Annotated in this window: 16 protein-coding genes and 1 tRNA gene; 6 read left to right on the top strand and 11 right to left on the bottom strand. The window is 59.5% G+C overall.

The window, feature by feature from the left end; all coding sequences use genetic code 11:
• Positions 1-8: 8 nt before the first annotated feature.
• Positions 9-695, bottom strand: a complete 687-nt coding sequence (gene gpmA / locus AC0V6K_RS06265) for a 2,3-diphosphoglycerate-dependent phosphoglycerate mutase (RefSeq protein WP_472625656.1) — start codon at positions 693-695, stop codon at positions 9-11.
• Between the two features lie 38 nt (positions 696-733).
• The gene (locus AC0V6K_RS06260) at positions 734-883 is read right to left on the bottom strand and encodes a hypothetical protein (RefSeq protein WP_472625654.1); all 150 of its coding nucleotides are present in this window, start codon (positions 881-883) and stop codon (positions 734-736) included.
• A gap of 101 nt (positions 884-984) precedes the next feature.
• Between AC0V6K_RS06260 and AC0V6K_RS06255 the strand changes: the two genes are divergently transcribed.
• From AC0V6K_RS06255 to AC0V6K_RS06235, 5 genes are all read left to right on the top strand, one after another.
• Positions 985-1,059: transfer RNA gene (locus tag AC0V6K_RS06255), tRNA-Thr, on the top strand.
• 139 nt (positions 1,060-1,198) lie between these two features.
• A complete protein-coding gene (locus tag AC0V6K_RS06250; protein WP_472625652.1) occupies positions 1,199-1,861 on the top strand; it encodes a PilZ domain-containing protein in 663 nt (220 codons plus the stop codon).
• 125 nt (positions 1,862-1,986) lie between these two features.
• A complete protein-coding gene (locus tag AC0V6K_RS06245) occupies positions 1,987-3,600 on the top strand; it encodes an NAD(P)/FAD-dependent oxidoreductase (protein WP_472625650.1) in 1,614 nt (537 codons plus the stop codon).
• A complete protein-coding gene (locus AC0V6K_RS06240; protein ID WP_472625648.1) occupies positions 3,600-4,016 on the top strand; it encodes a GtrA family protein in 417 nt (138 codons plus the stop codon). The genes AC0V6K_RS06245 and AC0V6K_RS06240 overlap by 1 nt, the downstream gene beginning before the upstream one ends.
• Positions 4,017-4,020: 4 nt before the next feature.
• Complete coding sequence (locus AC0V6K_RS06235; RefSeq protein ID WP_472625646.1) at positions 4,021-5,793, top strand: hypothetical protein; 1,773 nt, start codon at positions 4,021-4,023, stop codon at positions 5,791-5,793.
• Between the two features lie 16 nt (positions 5,794-5,809).
• On the opposite strand, the gene msrB is transcribed toward AC0V6K_RS06235, so the two are convergent.
• The 4 genes from msrB to AC0V6K_RS06215 all read right to left on the bottom strand — a co-directional run bounded on the left by msrB (position 5,810) and on the right by AC0V6K_RS06215 (position 10,141).
• Complete coding sequence (gene msrB, locus AC0V6K_RS06230; protein ID WP_486172583.1) at positions 5,810-6,310, bottom strand: peptide-methionine (R)-S-oxide reductase MsrB; 501 nt, start codon at positions 6,308-6,310, stop codon at positions 5,810-5,812.
• A 97-nt stretch (positions 6,311-6,407) separates the two neighbouring features.
• Positions 6,408-7,745, bottom strand: a complete 1,338-nt coding sequence (locus AC0V6K_RS06225) for a cytochrome P450 (RefSeq protein ID WP_472625642.1) — start codon at positions 7,743-7,745, stop codon at positions 6,408-6,410.
• Between the two features lie 123 nt (positions 7,746-7,868).
• Entirely contained in the window at positions 7,869-9,170 is a 1,302-nt protein-coding gene (locus tag AC0V6K_RS06220) for an ABC transporter permease (RefSeq protein ID WP_472625640.1), read from the bottom strand.
• Positions 9,167-10,141: an ABC transporter ATP-binding protein gene (locus AC0V6K_RS06215; RefSeq protein ID WP_472625638.1), complete on the bottom strand. Its 975-nt coding sequence runs from the start codon at positions 10,139-10,141 to the stop codon at positions 9,167-9,169. The genes AC0V6K_RS06220 and AC0V6K_RS06215 overlap by 4 nt, the downstream gene beginning before the upstream one ends.
• A gap of 70 nt (positions 10,142-10,211) precedes the next feature.
• Here AC0V6K_RS06215 and queG point away from each other — a divergent pair, with 70 nt between their 5' ends.
• On the top strand, positions 10,212-11,261 hold the full coding sequence (gene queG, locus AC0V6K_RS06210) for a tRNA epoxyqueuosine(34) reductase QueG (RefSeq protein WP_472625636.1): 1,050 nt from the start codon (positions 10,212-10,214) through the stop codon (positions 11,259-11,261).
• Here the strand turns inward: queG and AC0V6K_RS06205 are convergent.
• The 5 genes from AC0V6K_RS06205 to AC0V6K_RS06185 form a co-directional block, all read right to left on the bottom strand.
• Positions 11,248-12,408, bottom strand: a complete 1,161-nt coding sequence (locus tag AC0V6K_RS06205; protein ID WP_472625634.1) for a CaiB/BaiF CoA transferase family protein — start codon at positions 12,406-12,408, stop codon at positions 11,248-11,250. The two genes, queG and AC0V6K_RS06205, sit on opposite strands and share 14 nt — an antisense overlap.
• Before the next feature lie 12 nt (positions 12,409-12,420).
• Complete coding sequence (locus AC0V6K_RS06200; protein WP_472625632.1) at positions 12,421-13,683, bottom strand: NAD(P)/FAD-dependent oxidoreductase; 1,263 nt, start codon at positions 13,681-13,683, stop codon at positions 12,421-12,423.
• A 33-nt stretch (positions 13,684-13,716) separates the two neighbouring features.
• Complete coding sequence (locus AC0V6K_RS06195) at positions 13,717-18,378, bottom strand: NAD-glutamate dehydrogenase (RefSeq protein ID WP_472625630.1); 4,662 nt, start codon at positions 18,376-18,378, stop codon at positions 13,717-13,719.
• Positions 18,379-18,563: 185 nt separating this feature from the next.
• Positions 18,564-19,559: an LLM class flavin-dependent oxidoreductase gene (locus AC0V6K_RS06190; protein ID WP_472625629.1), complete on the bottom strand. Its 996-nt coding sequence runs from the start codon at positions 19,557-19,559 to the stop codon at positions 18,564-18,566.
• The gene (locus tag AC0V6K_RS06185) at positions 19,556-20,416 is read right to left on the bottom strand and encodes a tetratricopeptide repeat protein (protein WP_472625628.1); all 861 of its coding nucleotides are present in this window, start codon (positions 20,414-20,416) and stop codon (positions 19,556-19,558) included. The genes AC0V6K_RS06190 and AC0V6K_RS06185 overlap by 4 nt, the downstream gene beginning before the upstream one ends.

Below are 20,416 nucleotides of genomic sequence, written 5' to 3'. Positions count from 1 at the left end.
CCGGCCCCTCAGCTGTCTTTCAGATAGTACCGTTCCCCCGGCACCATGTTGTCATCAAAGTCATAGATGATCGGCTGCCCGGTGGGAATCTCCAGCCCGGTGATGTCCTCATCCGAGATTTGCGAGAGATGCTTTACCAGTGCGCGCAAGCTGTTGCCATGCGCAGAGATAATCACCGTTTCGCCGCTTGCGAGCACGGGCAGAATATCGCTTTCCCAATAGGGCAATACGCGCTCGATGGTGAGTTTCAGGCTCTCGGTGTTAGGCACGTCGATACCCTCATAGCGTGGATCGGCGCCCGGATCGTATTCGCTGCCCGGCTCCATCGGCGGAGGAGGGGTGTCGAAACTGCGGCGCCAAATATGCACCTGCTCATCACCGTGTTTCTCGCGGGTTTCCTGCTTGTTGAGCCCGGTGAGGCCGCCATAATGCCGCTCGTTCAGCCGCCAGTCTTTGGTTACCGGAAGCCACAGGCGCCCAGCCTCTTCGAGTGCAAGGTTGAGTGTCTTGATCGCGCGGGTCTGGAAAGAAGTGAAGCAGGCGGTTGGCAGAACGCCCTTTTCCTTCATTAGGGCGCCAGCGGCTTTCGCTTCGGCAACGCCCTTTTCGGTGAGATCGACATCCCACCATCCGGTAAAGCGGTTTTCGAGGTTCCACTGGCTCTGGCCGTGGCGAACAAGGATCAGTTTAGGCACGGGAGAGAATGCTCCTGCTTGTTTGGGAGCACCACGCGTTAGCTTTCGCGCCCCTGATTGGGAAGCTCTTTATCGCCTGATTCGGTCTTCATTTCCCGTGTCTGGGCTTTCCGGCGGCGCAGATTTTCGCGCAGCTTGGCGGCCAAGCGCTCTTCGCGCGACATTTTCTTGCCCGTGTCTTCACTCATATGAAATCCAATGGCGATATTGCGGCCCTCGTTCAAGATCGCGTTCAGCGTGTCTTGACAACAGCGCGCTTCGCATAGATAGGCGCGCGTCTTGAACAGGCGCCGCGGTAGCTCAGTGGTAGAGCGCACCCTTGGTAAGGGTGAGGCCGAGAGTTCAATTCTCTCTCGTGGCACCATTTCCCCTCATAATTGAACGGATGCGCCCATTAGGGACGCCTTAACCCGTGCGCAGTAGTTCGGTGACCTAGGGTTCAGGGACTATGGAGCATGCCGCGCTTCCGAGCCAGGTTTGGAAATGCGGTCAACACGGCGACTATGGAAAACGTTGCAGCAACATCGCGGACCAAAGGCGATGACAGCAATTCGATAATGGACATGCCCGCTGGCAGTGTCGAAGCGCGCGCTGCGCCGCGTATCACGTTGTTGATCCGTGCGGCGAAGCTCGTCGCTGCGCAAGGCGAGTTTGTATGCGTCATCCGCGATGTTTCCGAGACGGGAATCAGCGTACGGTTGTTCCATGATCTGCCGGCTGACGAGGTCTTCGACCTCCAAATGCCCACCAGCGAAACCTATTCCGTTCGCCGGGTATGGGTCCGCGGAAATGAGGCCGGATTTGAATTCGTTAAACCAATTGATGTCGCGGCGCTGATTAGCGAGGCAGGCCAGTATCCGAAGCGTGGATTAAGGCTGGGATTGTTCTTCCCCGTCCAGATCAGCTCGCTGAACAAGAACTGCACCGGCATTGTCGAGAATTTCTCCCAGCAAGGCGCGCGCATCCAGTGCGATGAGCTTTTTGCGATCGACCAGACGCTGCGAATCTCAGGCGGTGACGGTGCTGAAGAGATCGAAGAATTGCGGGCCAAAGTTCGCTGGCGGCGTGACCGATATTATGGCGTTGTGTTCGACGACACTCTTACGCTGGGCGAATTTGCCCGGTTCGCGGCAAAGCTGCAGACACCCGTTCTGCTGGGGCAATAAGCCAATAAAGGCGGGCACACCGCGCAAATTCTCTCGGGAAAGCCCCCGTCTCTTTACCTCTCGCTAACCATTTTCCTTCACTCCCGGTTGTGAGCCGAGAAACGGCGCACCACACGGGGGCTTACATGACACGGTCTGGTACAAACCAACCAGGAATCAAAGACGTCGACGTAGCGATTATTGGCGCGGGACCTGCGGGCCTCACCGCCGGCTACTTGCTGACCAAGCAGGGCAAGACTGTCGCGATCATCGAGAAAGACGAAACTTATGTGGGCGGCATCAGTCGCACCGTTGAGCATGAAGGATATCGCTTCGATATCGGCGGACACCGGTTCTTTTCGAAATCGCAGCAGGTCGTGGACCTGTGGAACGAGATTCTGCCAGACGATTTCATCCAGCGCCCGCGCATGAGCCGCATTTATTACGAAGGTAAGTTCTACTCGTATCCGCTGCGCGCGTTCGAGGCGCTGCGCAATCTGGGTCTGTGGCGCTCAACCGTGTGCATGGCGAGTTACCTTCAATACAAGCTGTTCCCGATTAACGACGTGAAGAGCTTTGAAGACTGGACCACCAACCAGTTCGGCAAGAAACTCTATTCGATCTTCTTCAAGACCTACACCGAGAAGGTGTGGGGCATGCCGTGCGATGAAATGAGCGCGGACTGGGCAGCGCAGCGGATCAAGGGGCTTTCGCTCTGGGGCGCGGTTACCGACGGTCTGAAACGTTCGCTTGGCCTCAACAAGAAACCCAATGACGGGCAGGCGGTCAAAACGCTGCTGGAAACCTTCCGCTATCCGCGGCTTGGCCCGGGCATGATGTGGGACGCTGCGCGCGATCATATCCTTGCGACCGGCAATGGTGAGGTGTTGATGGGCCATGCTTTGGAGCGTGTGTCTGATGACGGCGATGGCTGGACGATGACTGCCAAGTCTACCAAAGGAACCGCGACGATCCGCGCCAAGCATGTGATCAGCTCGGCACCGATGCGCGAGCTTTCCAAGCGCATTCACCCGCTGCCGCAAAGCTCGATCGATGCGAGCAAGCTGCGTTACCGCGACTTCCTCACGGTGGCTCTGATGGTGAAATCCGACGACCTGTTCCCCGACAACTGGATCTACATCCACGATGAGCGGGTGCAGGTGGGCCGTGTGCAAAATTTCCGCAGTTGGTCGCCCGAGATGGTCCCCGATGACGACATGGCGTGTGTCGGCCTCGAATATTTCTGTTTCGAGGGCGACGGGCTTTGGTCATCCTCTGATGAAGATCTTGTCGAGCAAGCCAAGCGCGAGATGGAAATCTTGGGGCTCTGCGATCCGAAAATGGTCGTAAGCGGCGCAGTGGTGCGTCAGGAAAAGGCCTATCCGGTTTATGACGATGATTACGAAGCGAACGTGCAGGCCATGCGCGTGGAGCTGGAAGATAAGCACCCGACGCTGCACCTTGTGGGGCGAAACGGGATGCACCGCTACAACAACCAAGATCACGCCATGATGACCGCGATGCTGACGGTTGAAAACATCATCGCCGGTGAGCGCGTCTACGACACTTGGTGCGTCAATGAGGACGCCGAGTATCACGAGGCGGGCGACGAGGGTGAAGAGACCAAGATCGCCACGCGTGAAGTTGAGACCAAACCTCTCAATGAAGATCAGGTCGCGGCACTCACGAGCCTGCGCGGTGTGCCGGAGCGCATCAAGGTTGACGACGACATCGATCAGGACATTAGAAAGTCGGCATAATGACCGCCCTGGTCCACAAACTGCGCGATATCCGCTTCATTCGCTATATTCTGGCGAGTGTTGGCGCGTTGGCGGTGGATGTGGGTGTGTTTCTGGCGCTGCTTTCCGTTGGTGTCATGGCAGCGGTGGCTTCGGCTATCGGCTATTCCTTCGGCATTCTGGCGCATTGGCTGATGTCGAGCCGCGCTGTGTTTCAGGACACTGTCGCTGAAGGCGGCATGGCTCGCACGCGGCAAAAGGCACTGTTTGTCATTTCCGCGCTGGTCGGGCTGGGCCTAACCACTTTGATTGTCGGTGCGGGCGATTATGCAGGCGGTGATCCGCGCTTGGCCAAGGTTCTGGCCATTGCAGTCAGTTTCTTCGCGACGTGGCTGATCCGCAGCCGGATCGTGTTCCGCGCAGACAGCGCTGGGTAAGGCCATGCTGGCCGCGCCCCAGAAATCCGCCCTCTCCAAGGATTTGCTCGTTCGTGTGAGTGCGATCTGGACGCTGGTTTCTGCAATGCTGATTGCGGTCAATTGGAGCGCCATAACCGGCATGCGCTTTCCCGATCCCGATGACGCGATGCGGTTGGTGCAGGTGCGCGATCTGCTTGCCGAACAAAGCTGGTTTGACGTCACTCAGTATCGCAGCGATGCGCCGGCAGGCGGTGTCGCTATGCATTGGTCGCGGTTGGTCGATGTTCCACTGCTGCTGGTGATCGCGGCGCTGACTCCGCTTTTCGGTGCAGCGGCTGCCGAAACGGTTGCCATCGTTCTTGTACCGTTGCTCACGCTGTTTCTGGTTATGTTTCTTGCCGCGCGGATTGCGTGGAGAATGCTGGGCGAAGAAGAGGCGACCTTCACCTGTTTGATCCTTGCGATTGCGATCCCGGTGCTTTTCCAGCTTGGCCCGATGCGGATTGACCATCACGGCTGGCAGATCGTGTGTGCCCTCGGCGCTGTGAACGCGCTTATGATACGCTCACCTGCCATTGGCGGCGCGTTGATTGGTCTGATCTGCGGGGTGTGGCTATCCATCTCGATCGAGGGGCTGCCTTTGGCCGCTGCGATATTTGGCGTGCTCGCGTGGCGCTGGGTCCAAAAGCGCGAGGCGCGTTGCTGGCTGGCCAGCGCGATTGTCGGCTTGACACTGTCGAGCGCGCTGTTGTTCCTGCTCACACGCGGCCCAAGCGCATTCGCCAATTATTGCGACGCAGTCAGCCCAGTGCATTTGGGCGCGTTCGCTTGGGGCGCATTGGTGCTGACGATGCTCGCCCGATTGGAACCCATCCCCCGTATTGCATTGGTGGTCGGCTTTGGCCTTGCAGCAAGCGGAGCGGTTGGCCTGATACTCTACGCCGCGCCACAATGCGCGAGTGGTGGTTTTGCTGATATCAATCCTGTGGCCGAGAAATACTGGCTTTCCCAGATCAGGGAAGGCTTGCCCTTTTGGCGGCAGGATTTCGCGACCGTTATGCAATATGCGGTGACGCCGGTGATCGGATTGATCGCAGCTGTGCAACTCGCCCGACAAGGACAGGGAGGCCAGCGCCAGTTTTGGGCTGACTACACTCTCATTCTGGCGGCTGCATTCTTAGTCTCTCTGCTTGTTGCCCGTGCCGGGGCCGTTGCTTGCGCGCTCGCGGCTGCTCCGTTGGCGTGGCAGGTGCGCCAATGGCTGCGCGCTATCCGGCGGATGGAGAAACCAACGCCGCGCGTGCTTTCAATGCTGGGCGTGGTTTGTGCGCTTTTGCCCGCCTTTCCCGCGATGATCCTCACCAATGCAATCCCCGCTAAGGCGTCAGAGCGCCCGGCATCCGTCGCCAAAGCATCCACCTGCGATGTAGCTTCCGCTTCCGTGTCGCTGGAGTCTTTGCCCACGGGTGAAGTGTTCGCGCCGATGGATATCGGGCCGTCACTGCTGCTCGAAACCGGCCATACCGTGATCGCCACTGCGCATCACCGAGGGGATGAAGGCATCAAGTCGCTGATCGAGATATCGCTGGCGGACCCAGCGCAAGCCCGCCCAATGCTGGCCAAGCGCGGTACACGCTACGTGGCACTGTGCCCCGGTCTAAACGAAGCGCAGATGTATGCTGGGATTTCGACTGAGGGATTTGCTGCCAAACTGGTCCAAGGCGACGCGCCCGAGTGGCTCGAGCCTGTCGCACTAGACGGCGATGGCCTGAAGCTCTGGCGCATCAAGCCCTGACAAAGTCCCAACGGGCTCACGCCCGCACAAAATCCATGGCAACGCCGTTGATGCAGTGGCGTTTGCCGGTCGGCTTGGGGCCATCACCAAAGATATGACCCAGATGTCCGCCGCAATTGGCGCAATGCACTTCGGTGCGGGCATAGCCGATCTTGTAGTCAACCGATGTGCCCACTGCACCACGACGGATCGGCTTGTAGAAAGCGGGCCAGCCGCTGCGGCTGTCATATTTGTGGGCCGAGGAATAGATCGCGTTGCCGCATCCGGCGCATTTGTATGTGCCTTTGCGTTTTTCCTTGTTGAGCGGTGACGTCCATGCCCGCTCGGTTCCTGCCTTCCGCAGTACATAATACTCCGAACGCGTCAGCTTGCGCCGCCATTGTGCGTCGGTGCGAGTGTAGCGAAAGTTCTTCTTCTTCGCTTCGGCAGAGGCAATTCCGCATCCAGCGAGCAAAGGCGTTGCCGCCGCAATGCTGGCGCCTGCGATAAAGGAGCGGCGCTGAGTTGCGTCGCGCATCAGGTTGAAAGCCATGGCATCTTCCCCGTCATAAAGAGCGTGTTCTACTCTCTATTACGGCGAAAACGGCCAAAAAGTTTCACTCCGGCTACAAGGATTAGAATTCGGTGATCTCGACTTCGAGCTTGCGGAAGCCATGGACGAAGTTCGCCCGCACGCGCTCCACATCACCTGCCACGTGCACGCGCATCCGGCGTTTGTGCATTTCTTCGAGCAAAACGCGCAATTGCAGCTCTGCCAAGCGCGCACCGACACAGCGGTGAATGCCATAGCCGAAGGCGATATGCCGCTTGGCATTCTCGCGCTGAAGATCAAGCTTGTGGGGTTCTTCAAAGACGCTCTCTTCGTGGTTTGCGGCGAGATACCACAAAACCACTTTTTCGCCCTTTTTGATCGTTTTGCCGAACACTTCGGTGTCTTCGGTGCAGGTGCGGCGCATGTGTGCCAGCGGCGTTTGCATCCGCAGCATTTCCTGAACAGCGTTGGGGATCACCTCGGGATTTTCCTCGAACAGTTTGCGCTGATCGGGGAATTTGTCGAGCGAATGGACGAAGCCGCTCATTGAGTTTCGCGTCGTGTCGTTGCCCCCGACAATGAGAAGGATGAGGTTGCCCATGAATTCTTCCGGACGCATTTGGTTCATCGCCTCGGAATGGAGCATCATGGAGATGAGGTCGTTGCCCGGCTCTTTGTCTTGCGTTCGCTCAATCCATAGCGATTGGAAGTAGGCTGCCATCTCGTGGAGGAAGCCCCACCGCATTTCATCGAGCTCGCGCACCGTGGCGAGCTCTGTGTCGCCTGACCAGTCCGACCAAAAAGTGAGCATGCGCCGGTCTTCCCATGGGAAACCAAACAGAATCGCGAGCATACCAGTCGTAAGCTCGATCGACACCTTGTCGACCCAGTCGAAGACTTCGCCACGTGGCAAAGAATCGAGCAATTCGCCCGTTCGCTGCCTGATCTCAGGCTCCATTTCAGTCATGCCGGAAGGCGTGAATTTGGGAGCAACAGTCCGGCGCTGCCCAGTGTGCTGCGGACGGTCCATGGCAATGAACATCGGCAATTCACGGCGATCAACGCCGGCTTCAGCAACTTCTTCTTCGGTTAGCCGCTCAAGAATGGTGATGCCGCCATACTCCCAGCTGGACGAGAAAATTTCTGGCTGAGCTTCAATATGCTGGATCGCCTTGTGGCCGACGACCGACCAATATGGGCCGTATGGGCTGTCCGGGATCCAGTGCAGTGGCCCAGCCTCTTGCATCTCGGCGACGATCGGTTGCCACTTGTCCTCGTAATAGATGTCGGAGCGGCTGAGGTCCCACTTGTGCGGATGTGAGGGTTGATCCTCAGGGTGCTTCTTGAAATGCTCGGTAAGCGCCTGATAGGCGGTGGGCGAGGTGCGAACCTCTGGGCGTTGCGGGGCTACGGTTGCCATGACTCTCTCTCCTCTTGGGAGACAGGCAGACTCGTAGAGGCAATACCCTCTCCCTTGATATGCATCCTGCCGCAACTGACACGCGTGTCAATAGTAAGTTGCACTTTGCGACTTAAATTGGGGTCAGGAGGCCGTAGCGTCCTTGGCCCGCCGACCGAACAGGCCGCGGCGTTTGGTGTCACGCCCGGCGCTGCCCGATTTCATCACGCGTTTGCGGAATAGCAGCGATCCGGCTTTCACGAAGATGATGACCGCGACGACTTGCCATGCGAGCGCTGCCGCATGGATCCACAGCGTTTCATCCATCGCCGCGCGCGCCAGCATCGCGAATGGGGATGAGAGCGGGAAGACAATCGCATAAGGCTCCATCCACTCGAATGCTGGTGTCAGCGTTGCCGCGGCAACGAAGAACACCATCAGTTGGAGCATGGTGACAGGCATCGATAAGGTCTGTACCTCGCGCACCGTGTTCGCCATCGCGCCGATCGTAAGGAACAGCGAGCCGAGCAGCAGATATGCCATCGAGAAATAGACCACACCCAATGCGATAAACAGCGGCCAGCCGACGGCAGGACCTGGCAATTGGCTGTAATCGGTGCCTGTCACGGTGATGATCGCATCCTCGGCGGCGAACCAGAAGCCCCAACCGACAAGGCCCCAGACGGTGATCCCCACAAAGGAAACGCCCAGCATCGCAAACAGTTTGCCCATAAACACCGCATCCATCGGGATGGCGGCGGCGAGGATCTCGATGATCTTGTTGCCCTTCTCTTCGGCGAGGTTGGAAAGCACCATGCCCGCCAGAAGCATGGTCAAAAGGAACAGCACCATCTGCGCTGCTTGCGCAGTACGGACGCGGGTGGAACGTTCCGAGGCCGCACTGCTAGCGACGGTCGAAGTGGCGATGGTCGGGAAGCGGCTCGGTGATTGTCCAAGCGCGGTAGCTGCTGCCAACCCCACGGGGCCTTCCAGCCGCGATACCGCCGAGGCGGTGCCGTACAGCTCGGGTTGATCGAGCGTGCCAGCGATGATCGCGGCATAGTCGCCACGCCGCTCTTCCAGGAAGGTGCTCGGGTCAAAGTCCGGATCACTTGCTTCGGGCATTGCCTTCATCGGAGGCAGGGCACCGCGGAGTTGATTGCTCAAGGTCTCGCTCGCCGCGATCATGGCGGCGCTATCCTTGGCATTCATGGCCAGCCCGATCTCGACGGTCACCGCCTCGCGAGAGACCTGACTGCCGATGCTGCCCGCAAGACCGCCCACGATGACGGGGAACAGAGGGCCGAGCAGGAAGAACAGGAACGCGCGGCTGAACAGCACGGCGATAAAGTCTCGCCGTGCAATGACCCATGCTGCTTCCAGTTTGGACAGGCGCGGCTTTGCTTCCACTTCGGCGTTGATGATGGCTTGATCGTGCAGGCTCATGCGTTCTCTCCTGCTTGATCGGCTTCGAGTTGTTTGGCGGCCGCTTCACCCGCAATCGCGACAAATGCATCGTGCAATCCGGCGCGTTCGATGGAGAGCGAGAGAATACCTGCTTCGCCATCGATCAGGCTCTTGAGCAGCGGCTCGATTCCGCTTTCGGGTAGTGGGAAATGGAAGAAATCGCCCTCGCGCCGCGTGTCTTCGGGCAGTGCCTTCATCCATGCGCCTTCGCGCGCACGGGTCTCCAGACGCACTTGCGCAGGAATGCGATCTCGTGCCGCCTCAACGCTTCCCGCATAGGGCACTTTGCCGCCGGCAATGATCGCGACGCCTTCACAAAGGCGTTCGGCGTGGTGGATCACGTGGGTCGAGAAGATCACCGTCACTCCGTCATCGGCAAGCGCGCGGATCATCCGTTCCAGCTTACCTTGGTTGATCGCATCGAGTCCCGAAAACGGCTCGTCCAGAACCACCAAGCGCGGGCGGTGGACCAGCGTTCCGAGCAACTGAACGGTTTGAGCCATGCCCTTGGAGAGCTGGCGGATCTGACGATCGGCGGCGTGGCTCAGATCGTGGCGTTCAAGCAATTCGACCGCGCGCTTCCGTCCCTCGGCCAGAGGAAGTCCGCGCAGCGCGCCCATAAAGGCAATCGCCTCAGTGCACTTCATCGCCGGATAAAGCCCGCGCTCTTCGGGCAGGTAACCGATCATCCGGCCGATATCGTGCGGGCGATCGTGCCCGAATACACGGCGCACGCCTTCGTCCGGGTCAATAATTCCCAACAGCATGCGCAGCGTCGTCGTTTTGCCCGCGCCATTGGGGCCGAGAATTCCGTAAATCGCGCCTTCGGGCACGCTGATGTCCACGCCATCTACTGCGCGGGTGCCGTCAAAGCTCTTGACCAGACCGCGCGCTTCAATCGCCAGCGCGGGACCTTCGGGATGTTCGCTCACGACGTTGCTCGCAGCCATGTGTTCGCCTACCGGTATATGCATGAGTATGTCGGTTAACGCGTGAGACTAAACGGGAGCAACCCCAAGGATGGTTAACGCGAACCCAACAACCGAGCTCGTTGAGCTCTTGCAAGAGCAGGCGAACAGCCTTGGATTTGTGGCATTCGGCATCACTCATGCTCGTGAGGAACCCGCGCGTGCCAAGCGGCTGGAAGAGTGGCTGGGCGAGGGCAACCATGGCTCGATGGAGTGGATGGAAACGCGCCTTGAGCACCGACGCTCACCGGAAGGGCTGTGGCCCGAAGCCAAGAGCGTCATCGCGCTGGGTATGAGTTACGCGCCTGCGCACGATCCCATGGCTCTAGAAGATGTGAGAGATCACGCGCGCATCTCGGTCTATGCACAGGGCAAGGATTATCACGATGTCGTCAAGAAACGGCTGAAAGCGCTGGCGCGTTGGTTGGTTGCCGAAGAGCCGGAGGCGGGCGTGAAAGTCTTTGTCGACACCGCGCCGGTGATGGAAAAGCCTTTGGGCGAAGCGGCGGGGACCGGGTGGCAGGGCAAGCACACCAATCTTGTCAGCCCCGATCATGGCAGCTGGCTGTTTCTGGGTGCGATCTACACCACGCTCGACTTGCCGAACTTCGAGCCACAACGCGATCAGTGCGGATCGTGCCGCGCCTGTCTAGATTGCTGCCCGACCGACGCATTTCCCGCACCGTACAAACTGGATGCGCGGCGTTGCATTTCGTATCTCACCATCGAGCATAAGGGGCCGGTTGCGGAGGAGTTCCGTGAGGCCTTGGGAAATCGCATCTATGGCTGCGATGATTGTCTGGCGGTGTGCCCGTGGAACAAGTTTGCCAGCGAGGCGCATGCGATGCGCGAATTCCTGCCACGTGCGGAACTGGTCTCACCAAGGATTGCAGAATTGCTGGCGCTGGATGACGCGGGCTTTCGCGCCTTTTTCTCCGGCTCGCCGATCAAGCGCATCGGACGCAATCGATTTGTTCGCAATTGCCTTTATGCGGCGGGCAATAGCAGCGATGCGAGTTTGCGCGAACCAGTTGAGGCGCTGCGCAATGACCCCGATCCTGTGGTGGCTGACGCCGCCGAATGGGCGCTCAATCGTCTTTGAACTCGCTGTTATGCTCGCCCAGGCGCGGCGCATCGCCGGGCTCGCTAGCGTCCCAATCGCTGAACCGATTGGGATCGCGCATCTGGTAGAGCGGGCCTTCACTTGGGTGCTCGCTTGCAACGAAAAAGCCGCTTTCGCGCAGATGTCGATCATCAATCACATCGTCCAAATCGGTCACCGGCATGCTCGGCACATTGTGTCGGCGGAGTACCGATAGGCACTCTTCGGTGGTTAGCTGTGCGCTGAGCTCACCGATCCGCTGATACAGCTTGGGCATGTCGGCGATGATATTGCGAATGTCCGCGTAACGCTCGTGTTGCGCCGTGACCGCATCACCTAGAAGACCGATGACTTTCGGGAATTGCGGCAGGGTGTAGGGCACGATGCTGATCCAACCGTCTTTGGTCGGAAAGGGCTGGCGATTGGGATCGACCTGACGGCCATAGCCTGCATCGCCATTCGGCGGATCGAAGGTCTTCGCGTCTAGATGCTCTTTCATCATGAAGCTCGCAAAAGCTTCGAACATCGGCACTTCGACGCGCTGCCCCTTGCCGGTGCGCAGGCGGTGAGTGATCGCGGCGAGGGTGGCGTAGGCGGCGTGAAGCCCCGCGACCTTATCCGCGATAAGCGAAGGCAGGTAGCGAGGGCGAGGTTCGCCATCGACGCGCGGGAGCAGTGATGTGGTGCCAGTCGCGGCCTGAATGACATCGTCATAGGCTTGGAGGCCCGCATAGGGCCCGCCTGACCCAAAGCCAACGCAGTGGACATAGATAAGGTTCGGGTTAAGTGCCTTGATCGTCTCGTAATCAAAGCCAAGCCGCGCAATCGCCTCTTCGCGCACGTTGTGAATGAACACGTCTGCTTCGCTCAATAGGTCGCGAAAAGTGGCTGCGTCGCCTTCATCCTTGAGGTCGAGAACGAGCGACTTCTTGCCCCTGTTGAGCGCGATAAAGCCTGGAGCCATGCCCGCCGTTTTCGCTGGCTTTGCGCTGTGCCGATATACATCGCCGCCCGGCGCCTCGATCTTGATGACCTCCGCCCCGTAATCAGCCAGAATCTGTGTGGCGTAGGGGCCGAACACCACGCTGGTCAGGTCGACGACTTTGATGCCTTCCAGCATGGGTTGATTGTCACCCGGTGCCATCATGGTGCGCGCTGCCTAAATCAGCTCTTTGAGCGGCACTTCAGTGTCAGCAAGTAGCGCCGTATCAACCTTGCCGATGCCTTTTTCGAGCAGTTTGCGGCCCTGCACATAGTCTTTCATCGTGCCCACACAGTCGAAGGCAATCGGGCGGCCTTCCTTCATATAGACCACCGTGAATTTGCGGGTCTCCGGATCGCCGCGCAGCACGGTTTCGTCAAAGCCCAGGTTCAGCCCGGCGGTCTGCAACTTTAAATCATACTGGTTGGACCAGAACCAAGGCAGCGAGTTGTAACGCTCCTTTTCGCCCATGATCGCTTTCGCCACCGTGTTTGCCATGTCGTGCGCGTTCTGGACCGATTCCAGCCGGATCACGACATCTTCGGCATAGGGGTTTGCGTGTGCCGCGCAGTCTCCAATGGCATAAATGTCATCCAGTGTGGTGCGGCAACAATAGTCGACATCCACCCCGTTTGATCCCGATGCACCTGCCGCGATCAGCGGGCCGACGGCCGGAACGATGCCGATGCCAACCACGATCATGTCGCATGCGATGGTTTCGCCATTGTCGAGCTTCACTCCGTCGGCGACTTTGTCTTCGCCGATGACTTCGGTGACCGACCGGCCCAGCCAGACATCTACGCCCTGCCGCTCGTGTTCTTCCTTGTAAAAGGTGGACAGTTCCTCACCCGCAACGCGCGCGAGCAGACGGTCGAGCGTTTCGACCAACGTCACTTCGCAGCCCAGCTTGCGCAGCACGGCTGCTGCTTCGAGGCCGATATAGCCTCCGCCAATCACAACGGCTTTCTTCGCGCCGTCTGCAAGCGCCTCCATCATGGAATCGGAATCGCGTTTATCGCGGACATAGAACACGTTTTTCCGGTTGGCGCCGGCTACAGGGAGTCTGCGCGGATCACCGCCGCCCGACCAGATAAGTTTTCGATAACCGATGGTGCTGCCGTCAGAGAGGGTGATCTCGTGCCGCGTCGCGTCCACATCGGTCACCCCGCTGCCAAGCCGCAAATCAACATTCTTGTCGGCCCAAAACTTCTCTGGGCGGATCATGATCCGCTCGAAGCTTTTGTCTCCGGCGAGATATTCCTTGGACAAAGGCGGGCGCTCATAGGGTGGCATCGAATCGCGCCCAATCATCAGGATCGAGTCTTCGTGCCCCTGCTGACGCAGTGCAATGGCCGCTTGCGCGCCGCCGTGGCCGGTGCCGACGATCACCACATCGGCGTGAGTCTTTTCACTCTCCATAGGCTCGCGCAAATCGGGCATTGCGTGCGTTCCGTCAAGAAGACAGCGCGAGCCCTATGGGTCGAGCAGGTTGCGAGCCTGGCTGGCGATCTGGGCGAGAACCGCAGGGGCAACCGGTGTGTGCGACTGCGCACGGCCAACCATCGCCTTGAACTGGCGAATGGATGGCTCGTTGTCCTTCTCCCATGTCTCGACTGCGGCAAGAGGGTTCTCCTTGCCTGCTTTGCGCCGGATCAGGCGGCTCAGGAATTCGAGGCGCATCTGCTGGAAATCGCGGGCGAGGCCGGCGACAAGGAGACGCTCCCAGACATCGCTGGGCTCCATCAGAGCAGCAGTGCCTTGTGCCCAATCGAGACCAAGGCTGATGCCCAACTCGGTAAAGGCGTCTGTCAGATCGAGTGCCGACACTTCAGCTTTCCGCGCCAAACGGGCAAGGCCAATCACGCCGTCCATCTGGAACAGCAACACGACGTCTCCAGCGAGCTTTTTGGGCGTGCCCGAGCCGATAAGATTAGACACCATGGCATCCGATTGCTGGCGCGTTTCGCCGGCAATGAGCGTGTCGGTCGCCTTCGCCAGTTCTTTGACCCCGTCGCCCAGTTCCTCGGCCAGCTTGCTTGGCATCGATTTGGCAGCGCCAGCGCGAATCAGATCGGCCATGTGTCCGCGCAGGCCCATCGCCACCCGCTCGAACAGCTGAATACGCGTCGATTCCGACACATCCGCGTCGTCGATCTGGCGCCATATTGCACCCATATCGAACAGCAGGTCCGCCGCGACGAACGCCTTCGCGATCACTGCGGGTCCGACGCCTTCTTCTTCTGCGAGTTCGAACGGGACCAGCAGGCCCAGCCGGTTGACGATGCGGTTGGCCAGTTCGGTCGCAATCAGTTCGCGGCGCAGACGGTGATCGCGGATCTGATCGGCAAACTTCTTACGTATCGGTCCGGGGAACATCGCCAGAAGCGTGTCCTCCAGCACCGGATCATCGGGAAGATCGCTTTCTTCGATCGCGTCTTGCAGGACTAGCTTCGCAGAAGACAGCAGCACCGCGAGTTCTGGCCGGGTCAGTCCCTGACCATCGCCTGCGCGCCGCATCAGCACTTCGCCGCTGGCCAAGCCCTCATTGTCGCGGTCAAGATCACCCTGTTCTTCAAGTCGCTCGATCAGGCGCACATTTGACGCCATCGCATCCGCGCCGCCCGCTTCGGCGATAGACAAGGCGAGCGCCTGCAGGCGGTTATCCTCCAGGCATATGTCGGCGACCTCGTCGGTCATCTTCTCAAGCAGATTGTTGCGCGCTTTGTTTTTGAGCGCGCCCGCCCGCTGCGCTGATGCCAGTGCGATCTTGATATTGACCTCATTATCCGAGCAATCGACGCCGGCCGAATTATCGATGAAGTCGGTGTTGATCCGGCCTCCGGCGAGCGCAAAGGCGATGCGCCCGGCCTGTGTCACGCCAAGGTTTGCACCTTCACCGACCACTTTGGCGCGCACTTCGCCAGCATTGACGCGCATTGAATCGTTGGACGGGTCACCGACCTCCGAATTGCTCTCGCTTTCGGCCTTGATGTAGGTGCCGATGCCGCCGAACCACATCAGGTCAACCGGCGCTTTCAGGATGACGCTGACCAAAGCTTCGGGTTCGATCTCGGATGCGTCGATGCCGAGCGATTCGCGGGCCTTTTTGGGCAGTTTGATCGTCTTGGCAGATCGAGCGAAAACGCCGCCGCCGCCTGAAATCAGGCCTTTGTCATAATCGTCCCAACTCGAGCCCGCCATGTCGAAGAGGCGCTTGCGCTCCTTCCAGCTCCTCTTGGGGTCGGGATCGGGGTCGATGAAAATGTGGCGGTGATCGAAGGCGGCGACCAGCTTGATCGCCTTCGACAGCAACATCCCGTTGCCGAAAACATCGCCCGACATATCGCCGCACCCTGCGACGGTTACCGGGTCCTTCTGAACGTCGACCCCCATTTCCAGGAAATGGCGTTGCACACTGACCCACGCGCCGCGCGCGGTGATGCCCATGGCCTTGTGGTCGTATCCGTTCGAACCGCCGCTGGCGAAAGCATCGTCGAGCCAGAAATTCTTGTCTTCGGCGATGCCATTGGCGACATCCGAGAAGCTTGCGGTGCCCTTGTCTGCGGCGACCACGAAATAGGGGTCCTCGCCATCATGGATTACGACGCCGTCGGGATGCACGACCTTGTCATCGACGATGTTGTCGGTGACCGAGAGCATGGTGCGGATGAAGACCTTGTAGCTTTCCTTGCCCTCGTTGGCCCATGCGCCACGGTCCTTCGCCGGATTGGGCAGTTGTTTGGGGTAGAAGCCGCCCTTTGCGCCTGAAGGCACAATCACTGCGTTCTTGACCTTCTGTGCCTTCATCAGGCCGAGGATTTCGGTGCGGAAGTCGTCGCGCCGGTCTGACCAGCGAAGCCCGCCGCGTGCCACTGCGCCAGAGCGCAGGTGAATGCCTTCGACGCGGCTCGAATAGACGAAGATTTCACGCCACGGCACCGGCTTAGGCAAGTTGGGCACCAGCGAAGAATCGATCTTGAACGCGAGTGCTTCGTGCGCTGCATCGGCGAAGGCATTGGTGCGCAGGATCGCATCTATCACTGCCTTGTATAGGCGCAGCAGACGGTCATCATTGATCGCATCGACTTTCGCCAATGCGCGCGTGAAGGCTTTGGAAGCGGTGTCGCAGGCCTCTTCGCGATTGCCGTCAAAATCCGGATCATGGCGCGCATTGAACAGATCGATCATCGCGCGCGTCACATCGGGCGCGGCGTTGAGCGCATCGACCACGGTGTAGATCGTGAAGCTCATGCCGGTCTGGCGCAGATAGCGATAGAAGGCGCGCATCCAGTTCGCCTCTTGCGAGGCGAGCCCGGTTTCGACGACCAGGCGGTTGAACGGATCGTTCTCCGAATGCCCGCTCAGCACATCGACAATGGCCTGCTCAATGGCGTCCGCGCGCTCCATCAGGAGTGCTGAATCCTCACCGCTCCGCAGCGCCAATGTGAATTCGTGTATGGTGCCTAGATCACCATCGGCCAGATGGTTCGGAATTTCGGCAAGCACGCGGAAGCCGAAATTCTCCAACGCGGGGACAGCATCGGACAACATCAACTCGCCCGAGCTGTGGTAGATTTTCAGTCGGAGCTTTTCGCCTTTGTCTTTGGCAATACGGTACAGCCGCGCATCGCGTTCGGGCGTGTCGGCATCAGTATCGAGATGGCGCAGACGGTCGATATCCCGCGCTGCTTCGGCGGCATCATAACGCGCGCGATAGCTCGCAGGGAATGCGCCAGCGTAACGTGCGGCGATTGCCGGAACACGCGAACTCTCATCGTGCTCGGCCAAGTGATGCTCGACCGCTTCGCCCCAACCGCGCAGCATGTCTTCGATCTTTTGCCCGATCTCGTCTGCATCGGGCAGCGAAGTCGCTTCGCGAACATCCAAAACAAACTCGAGCTGCGCCAGTGCGCTACCTTCGACTTGCAATCCCCAATCCAGCACCGTGGTGCCAGGTTCATCGGTGAGCAGGCTTTGAATCTGCAGTCGCACATTGGTCGAAAGCAGGTCACGCGGCAGCCAGACAAATGCGAAGGCGTGACGTTGCAGGGCTGACGGCACCACCACCAGCTTCGGGCGAGGCCGGTCAACAAGGCTCATCATGGTTGTCGCCAAGCGGCTGACATCCGACTTGCCAAATGTGATCATCAAATCGTGCGGAAGCACTGTGAATGCGTGCAACAGCGCTTTTCCGGCATGCCCGGAGGGACTGAAGTCCAGCTCTTCGTTCAGAGCCTGAACGTTCTGGCGCAGCAGAGGCACGTCTTCGGGCGCCGTTGCCATTGCCGCGCTGGTCCAAAGACCAGCGTGAACGGAAAGTGCGGTTACCTTTTCTCCGTCACGCTGAGCCACGACCAGCAGATCGAGCGGCATACGGCGGTGCACATTGGAGATTCGGTTCGATTTGATAATGAGCAGATCGCGGCGCGATTCTTCGGTTGCTTCCTGCTCGAACCATTCAAATGCCCGATCATAAGAGGTGTCCGCCAACAGTTCGCGCGAGCTCTTGCGGCACACGCCCAGAATGTTGGTTTCGGTCCCGTTGCGGTGGCGAGTGATGTGGCCAAGCTGGGTCAGCATGCCGCTATTGAGCCATTGAAGAAGCGCGGCGGCCTCTTCGTTAATCGCAGAGAGCGCTTCGATATCTGCTGCCATTGCCGACTGCACATCGCCCCAGTCGGATACGGCCGCGCGGACATCGCCCATAGTCTCGCGCAGCAGTGAGAGAAGCTCGCGGCGCTCACGCGCATCAACGCGCGGGGTCTCGATATAGACCATGGACTCGCGCATTTCTGGCGTCTCGGCGCCAACCTCGCCGATCGCGGCCAGTTTGCCGTCCTTGTCTCGTTCAACCGGCACAACGGGGTGGACCAGCCGGTCAATGCTCAGACCCGCCGAAGCAATGGTCGCTGCGATGGAGTCGACCAGAAACGGCATATCGTCATTGATCACCGCAATCCGCAGTTTGCGTCGCTCACCGGTTGAGGATTCCAGCATGAGAGCCGAGCGCTTTTCGCTGCGGGTCTGTCCGGCAGAAAGCAGGAACTTAGCAATGTCCTGCAACTCATTGGCATCCAGGCTTTCGTCGCCGGGAAGCACTGAGGCGCTCAGATGACGGGTTAGACAGTCACGCATCGATTGGGGTTTCGATGCCGTATTTTTCGCGCGCTTTCCCACCATGAGCAGTGTTCCTCGCATCCTGCAGTCGGGCAATATTATTTTGCCGCATTGTTCTAATAGAACACTGATACTCGCATGCGCCGAGTCTGCGCAAGTGCAATCGGCGCCCGATCCGGAGCAATTCTCTGCCGACTGAGAAGTTAGCTCGCCAGCGCGGGCTGGCAGGCTTCGATCGTGAGTTCGAGCGAGCGAAGACGCGCCTCGGGATCATAGGTTGCGCCGCATAGGATGATCTCATCGGCGCGTGTGCGGGCCACAAAGTCGTCGATCTGCCCGCGAACGGTTTTGGGGGAGCCAACCGCAGCGGCCTGCCCAATATGTTCGATCATGGCGCGAGAGGGTGCGGGCAAAGTGCTGGTGTAGTCTGCGATCGGCGGCGGCAATTTCCCCGGATTGCCACTGCGCAAGCGTACAAAACTCTGTTGCTGGCTGGTGGCGAGTAGTTGCGCCTCTTCGTCGGTTTCCGCCGCAAAGACATTCATCGCTACCATCACGTGCGGTTTCTCGAGCGCTTCCGATGGCTGGAATTGGTGGCGATAGACTTCGAGAGCGCTGTCGAGATGATCAGGAGCGAAGTGCGCCGCAAAGGCATAGGGCATGCCGAGTTTCGCTGCGAGCTGCGCGCCGAACAGACTTGAACCGAGCATCCAGAATTCGACGTTCGAGCCAAGTCCGGGTGTGGCAGCGACCGGCAGGTTGATATCGCCGGTCAGCAGCGCGCGCAGCTCAACCACGTCTTGCGGGAAGTATTCTGACGCTTGATGCAGGTCCTTGCGCAGCGCCCGCTGCAATTCCGGCCCGGCTCCGGGCGCTCGGCCGAGCCCGAGATCGATGCGACCGGGGAAAAGTGCGTCTAGTGTGCCGAATTGTTCGGCAATCTGGAACGGTGTGTGGTTGGGCAGCATGATCCCGCCAGAACCGATGCGGATGCGACTGGTGGCGTTGCCGATATGCGCAAGCACGACCGACGTCGCGCCGCCTGCAATTCCGTCCATTGCGTGATGCTCGGCTACCCAGAAACGCTTGCAGCCGAGCGCTTCGGCATGGCGGGCAAGATCGGTCGCCGCCTCGAAGGCTTCTGCCACCGTCCCGCCTTCGCGCACGGGCACCAGATCGAGGACGGAAAAGGTAGTCATTGGGATGGCGTTTCCTCTGTCGGCGGGGGTCCGAGTTGTTTCAGATAATCCTGCGCAGCCTTTGCCGCCAAGCTGGCTGGTTGGGCATCGATAACAGATTGCCAACTTTGCCGCGCGGCCTCTTCACGACCCGACAGGACAGCAATCACGCCCGCCTCGAGCCCGATTTGTGCGTCCATCGGAGCCAGCTCCACAGCCTTCTCGATCGCGGCCTGCGCTTCATCAAGGCGATCCAAACGACGCAGCAACGTCGCCTTTAGCAACCAGCCTTCGCCTTTCTCGGGCTCAAGGCTTGTGACCAGCTCCAACTGCTCCAGCGCTGCCTCAGGCTGCTTTAGCGACACAAGTGCGCGCGCCAGATCGGACGCGGCGAGTGCCTGCAAAGTGGCGGATGCGGCCTGCTCCGCATCTGCTTTCGCCTTCACGAAAAGTTGCTGTGCGTTTGCTGCATCGCCGCCGACCAATGCGGCATTGCCTGCCATCACGCCAAAGCGTGCTTTCGCGCTCAACTCATCCCCGGGTGTCTCATCGCGGGCAGCAAGAAAGGCAGTGCGCGCATCATCCCACAAAGCAAGCTCGGTCGCGGCAAGGCCGAGGCAGTGATTGGCAATTACCCGCTCGGCGCCGCTAGAGCTGTTGCGTTTGATCTGCGCTTGGGTGTGTGCCCGCGCCGCATCTGTTTCCAACTGCTCCAAACACTGCGCCAGCCACGCGCTGGTTGGATCGGCAATTTCTGCGGCGACATTGCTACGGCCTGGATTGTTGAGCCGACGGTTGATGATTTCCTCTTCGGAGCCGGGCGGGGGCGCCACCGGATTGGGGCCAACCTGCATCATCAAGGCGAGTATCAAAGACAT

It is taken from the genome of Erythrobacter sp. S43 (genome assembly GCF_057364955.1).
Note: the sequence above shows the minus strand (reverse complement) of the source record. Positions and strands in the feature narration are given on the sequence as shown.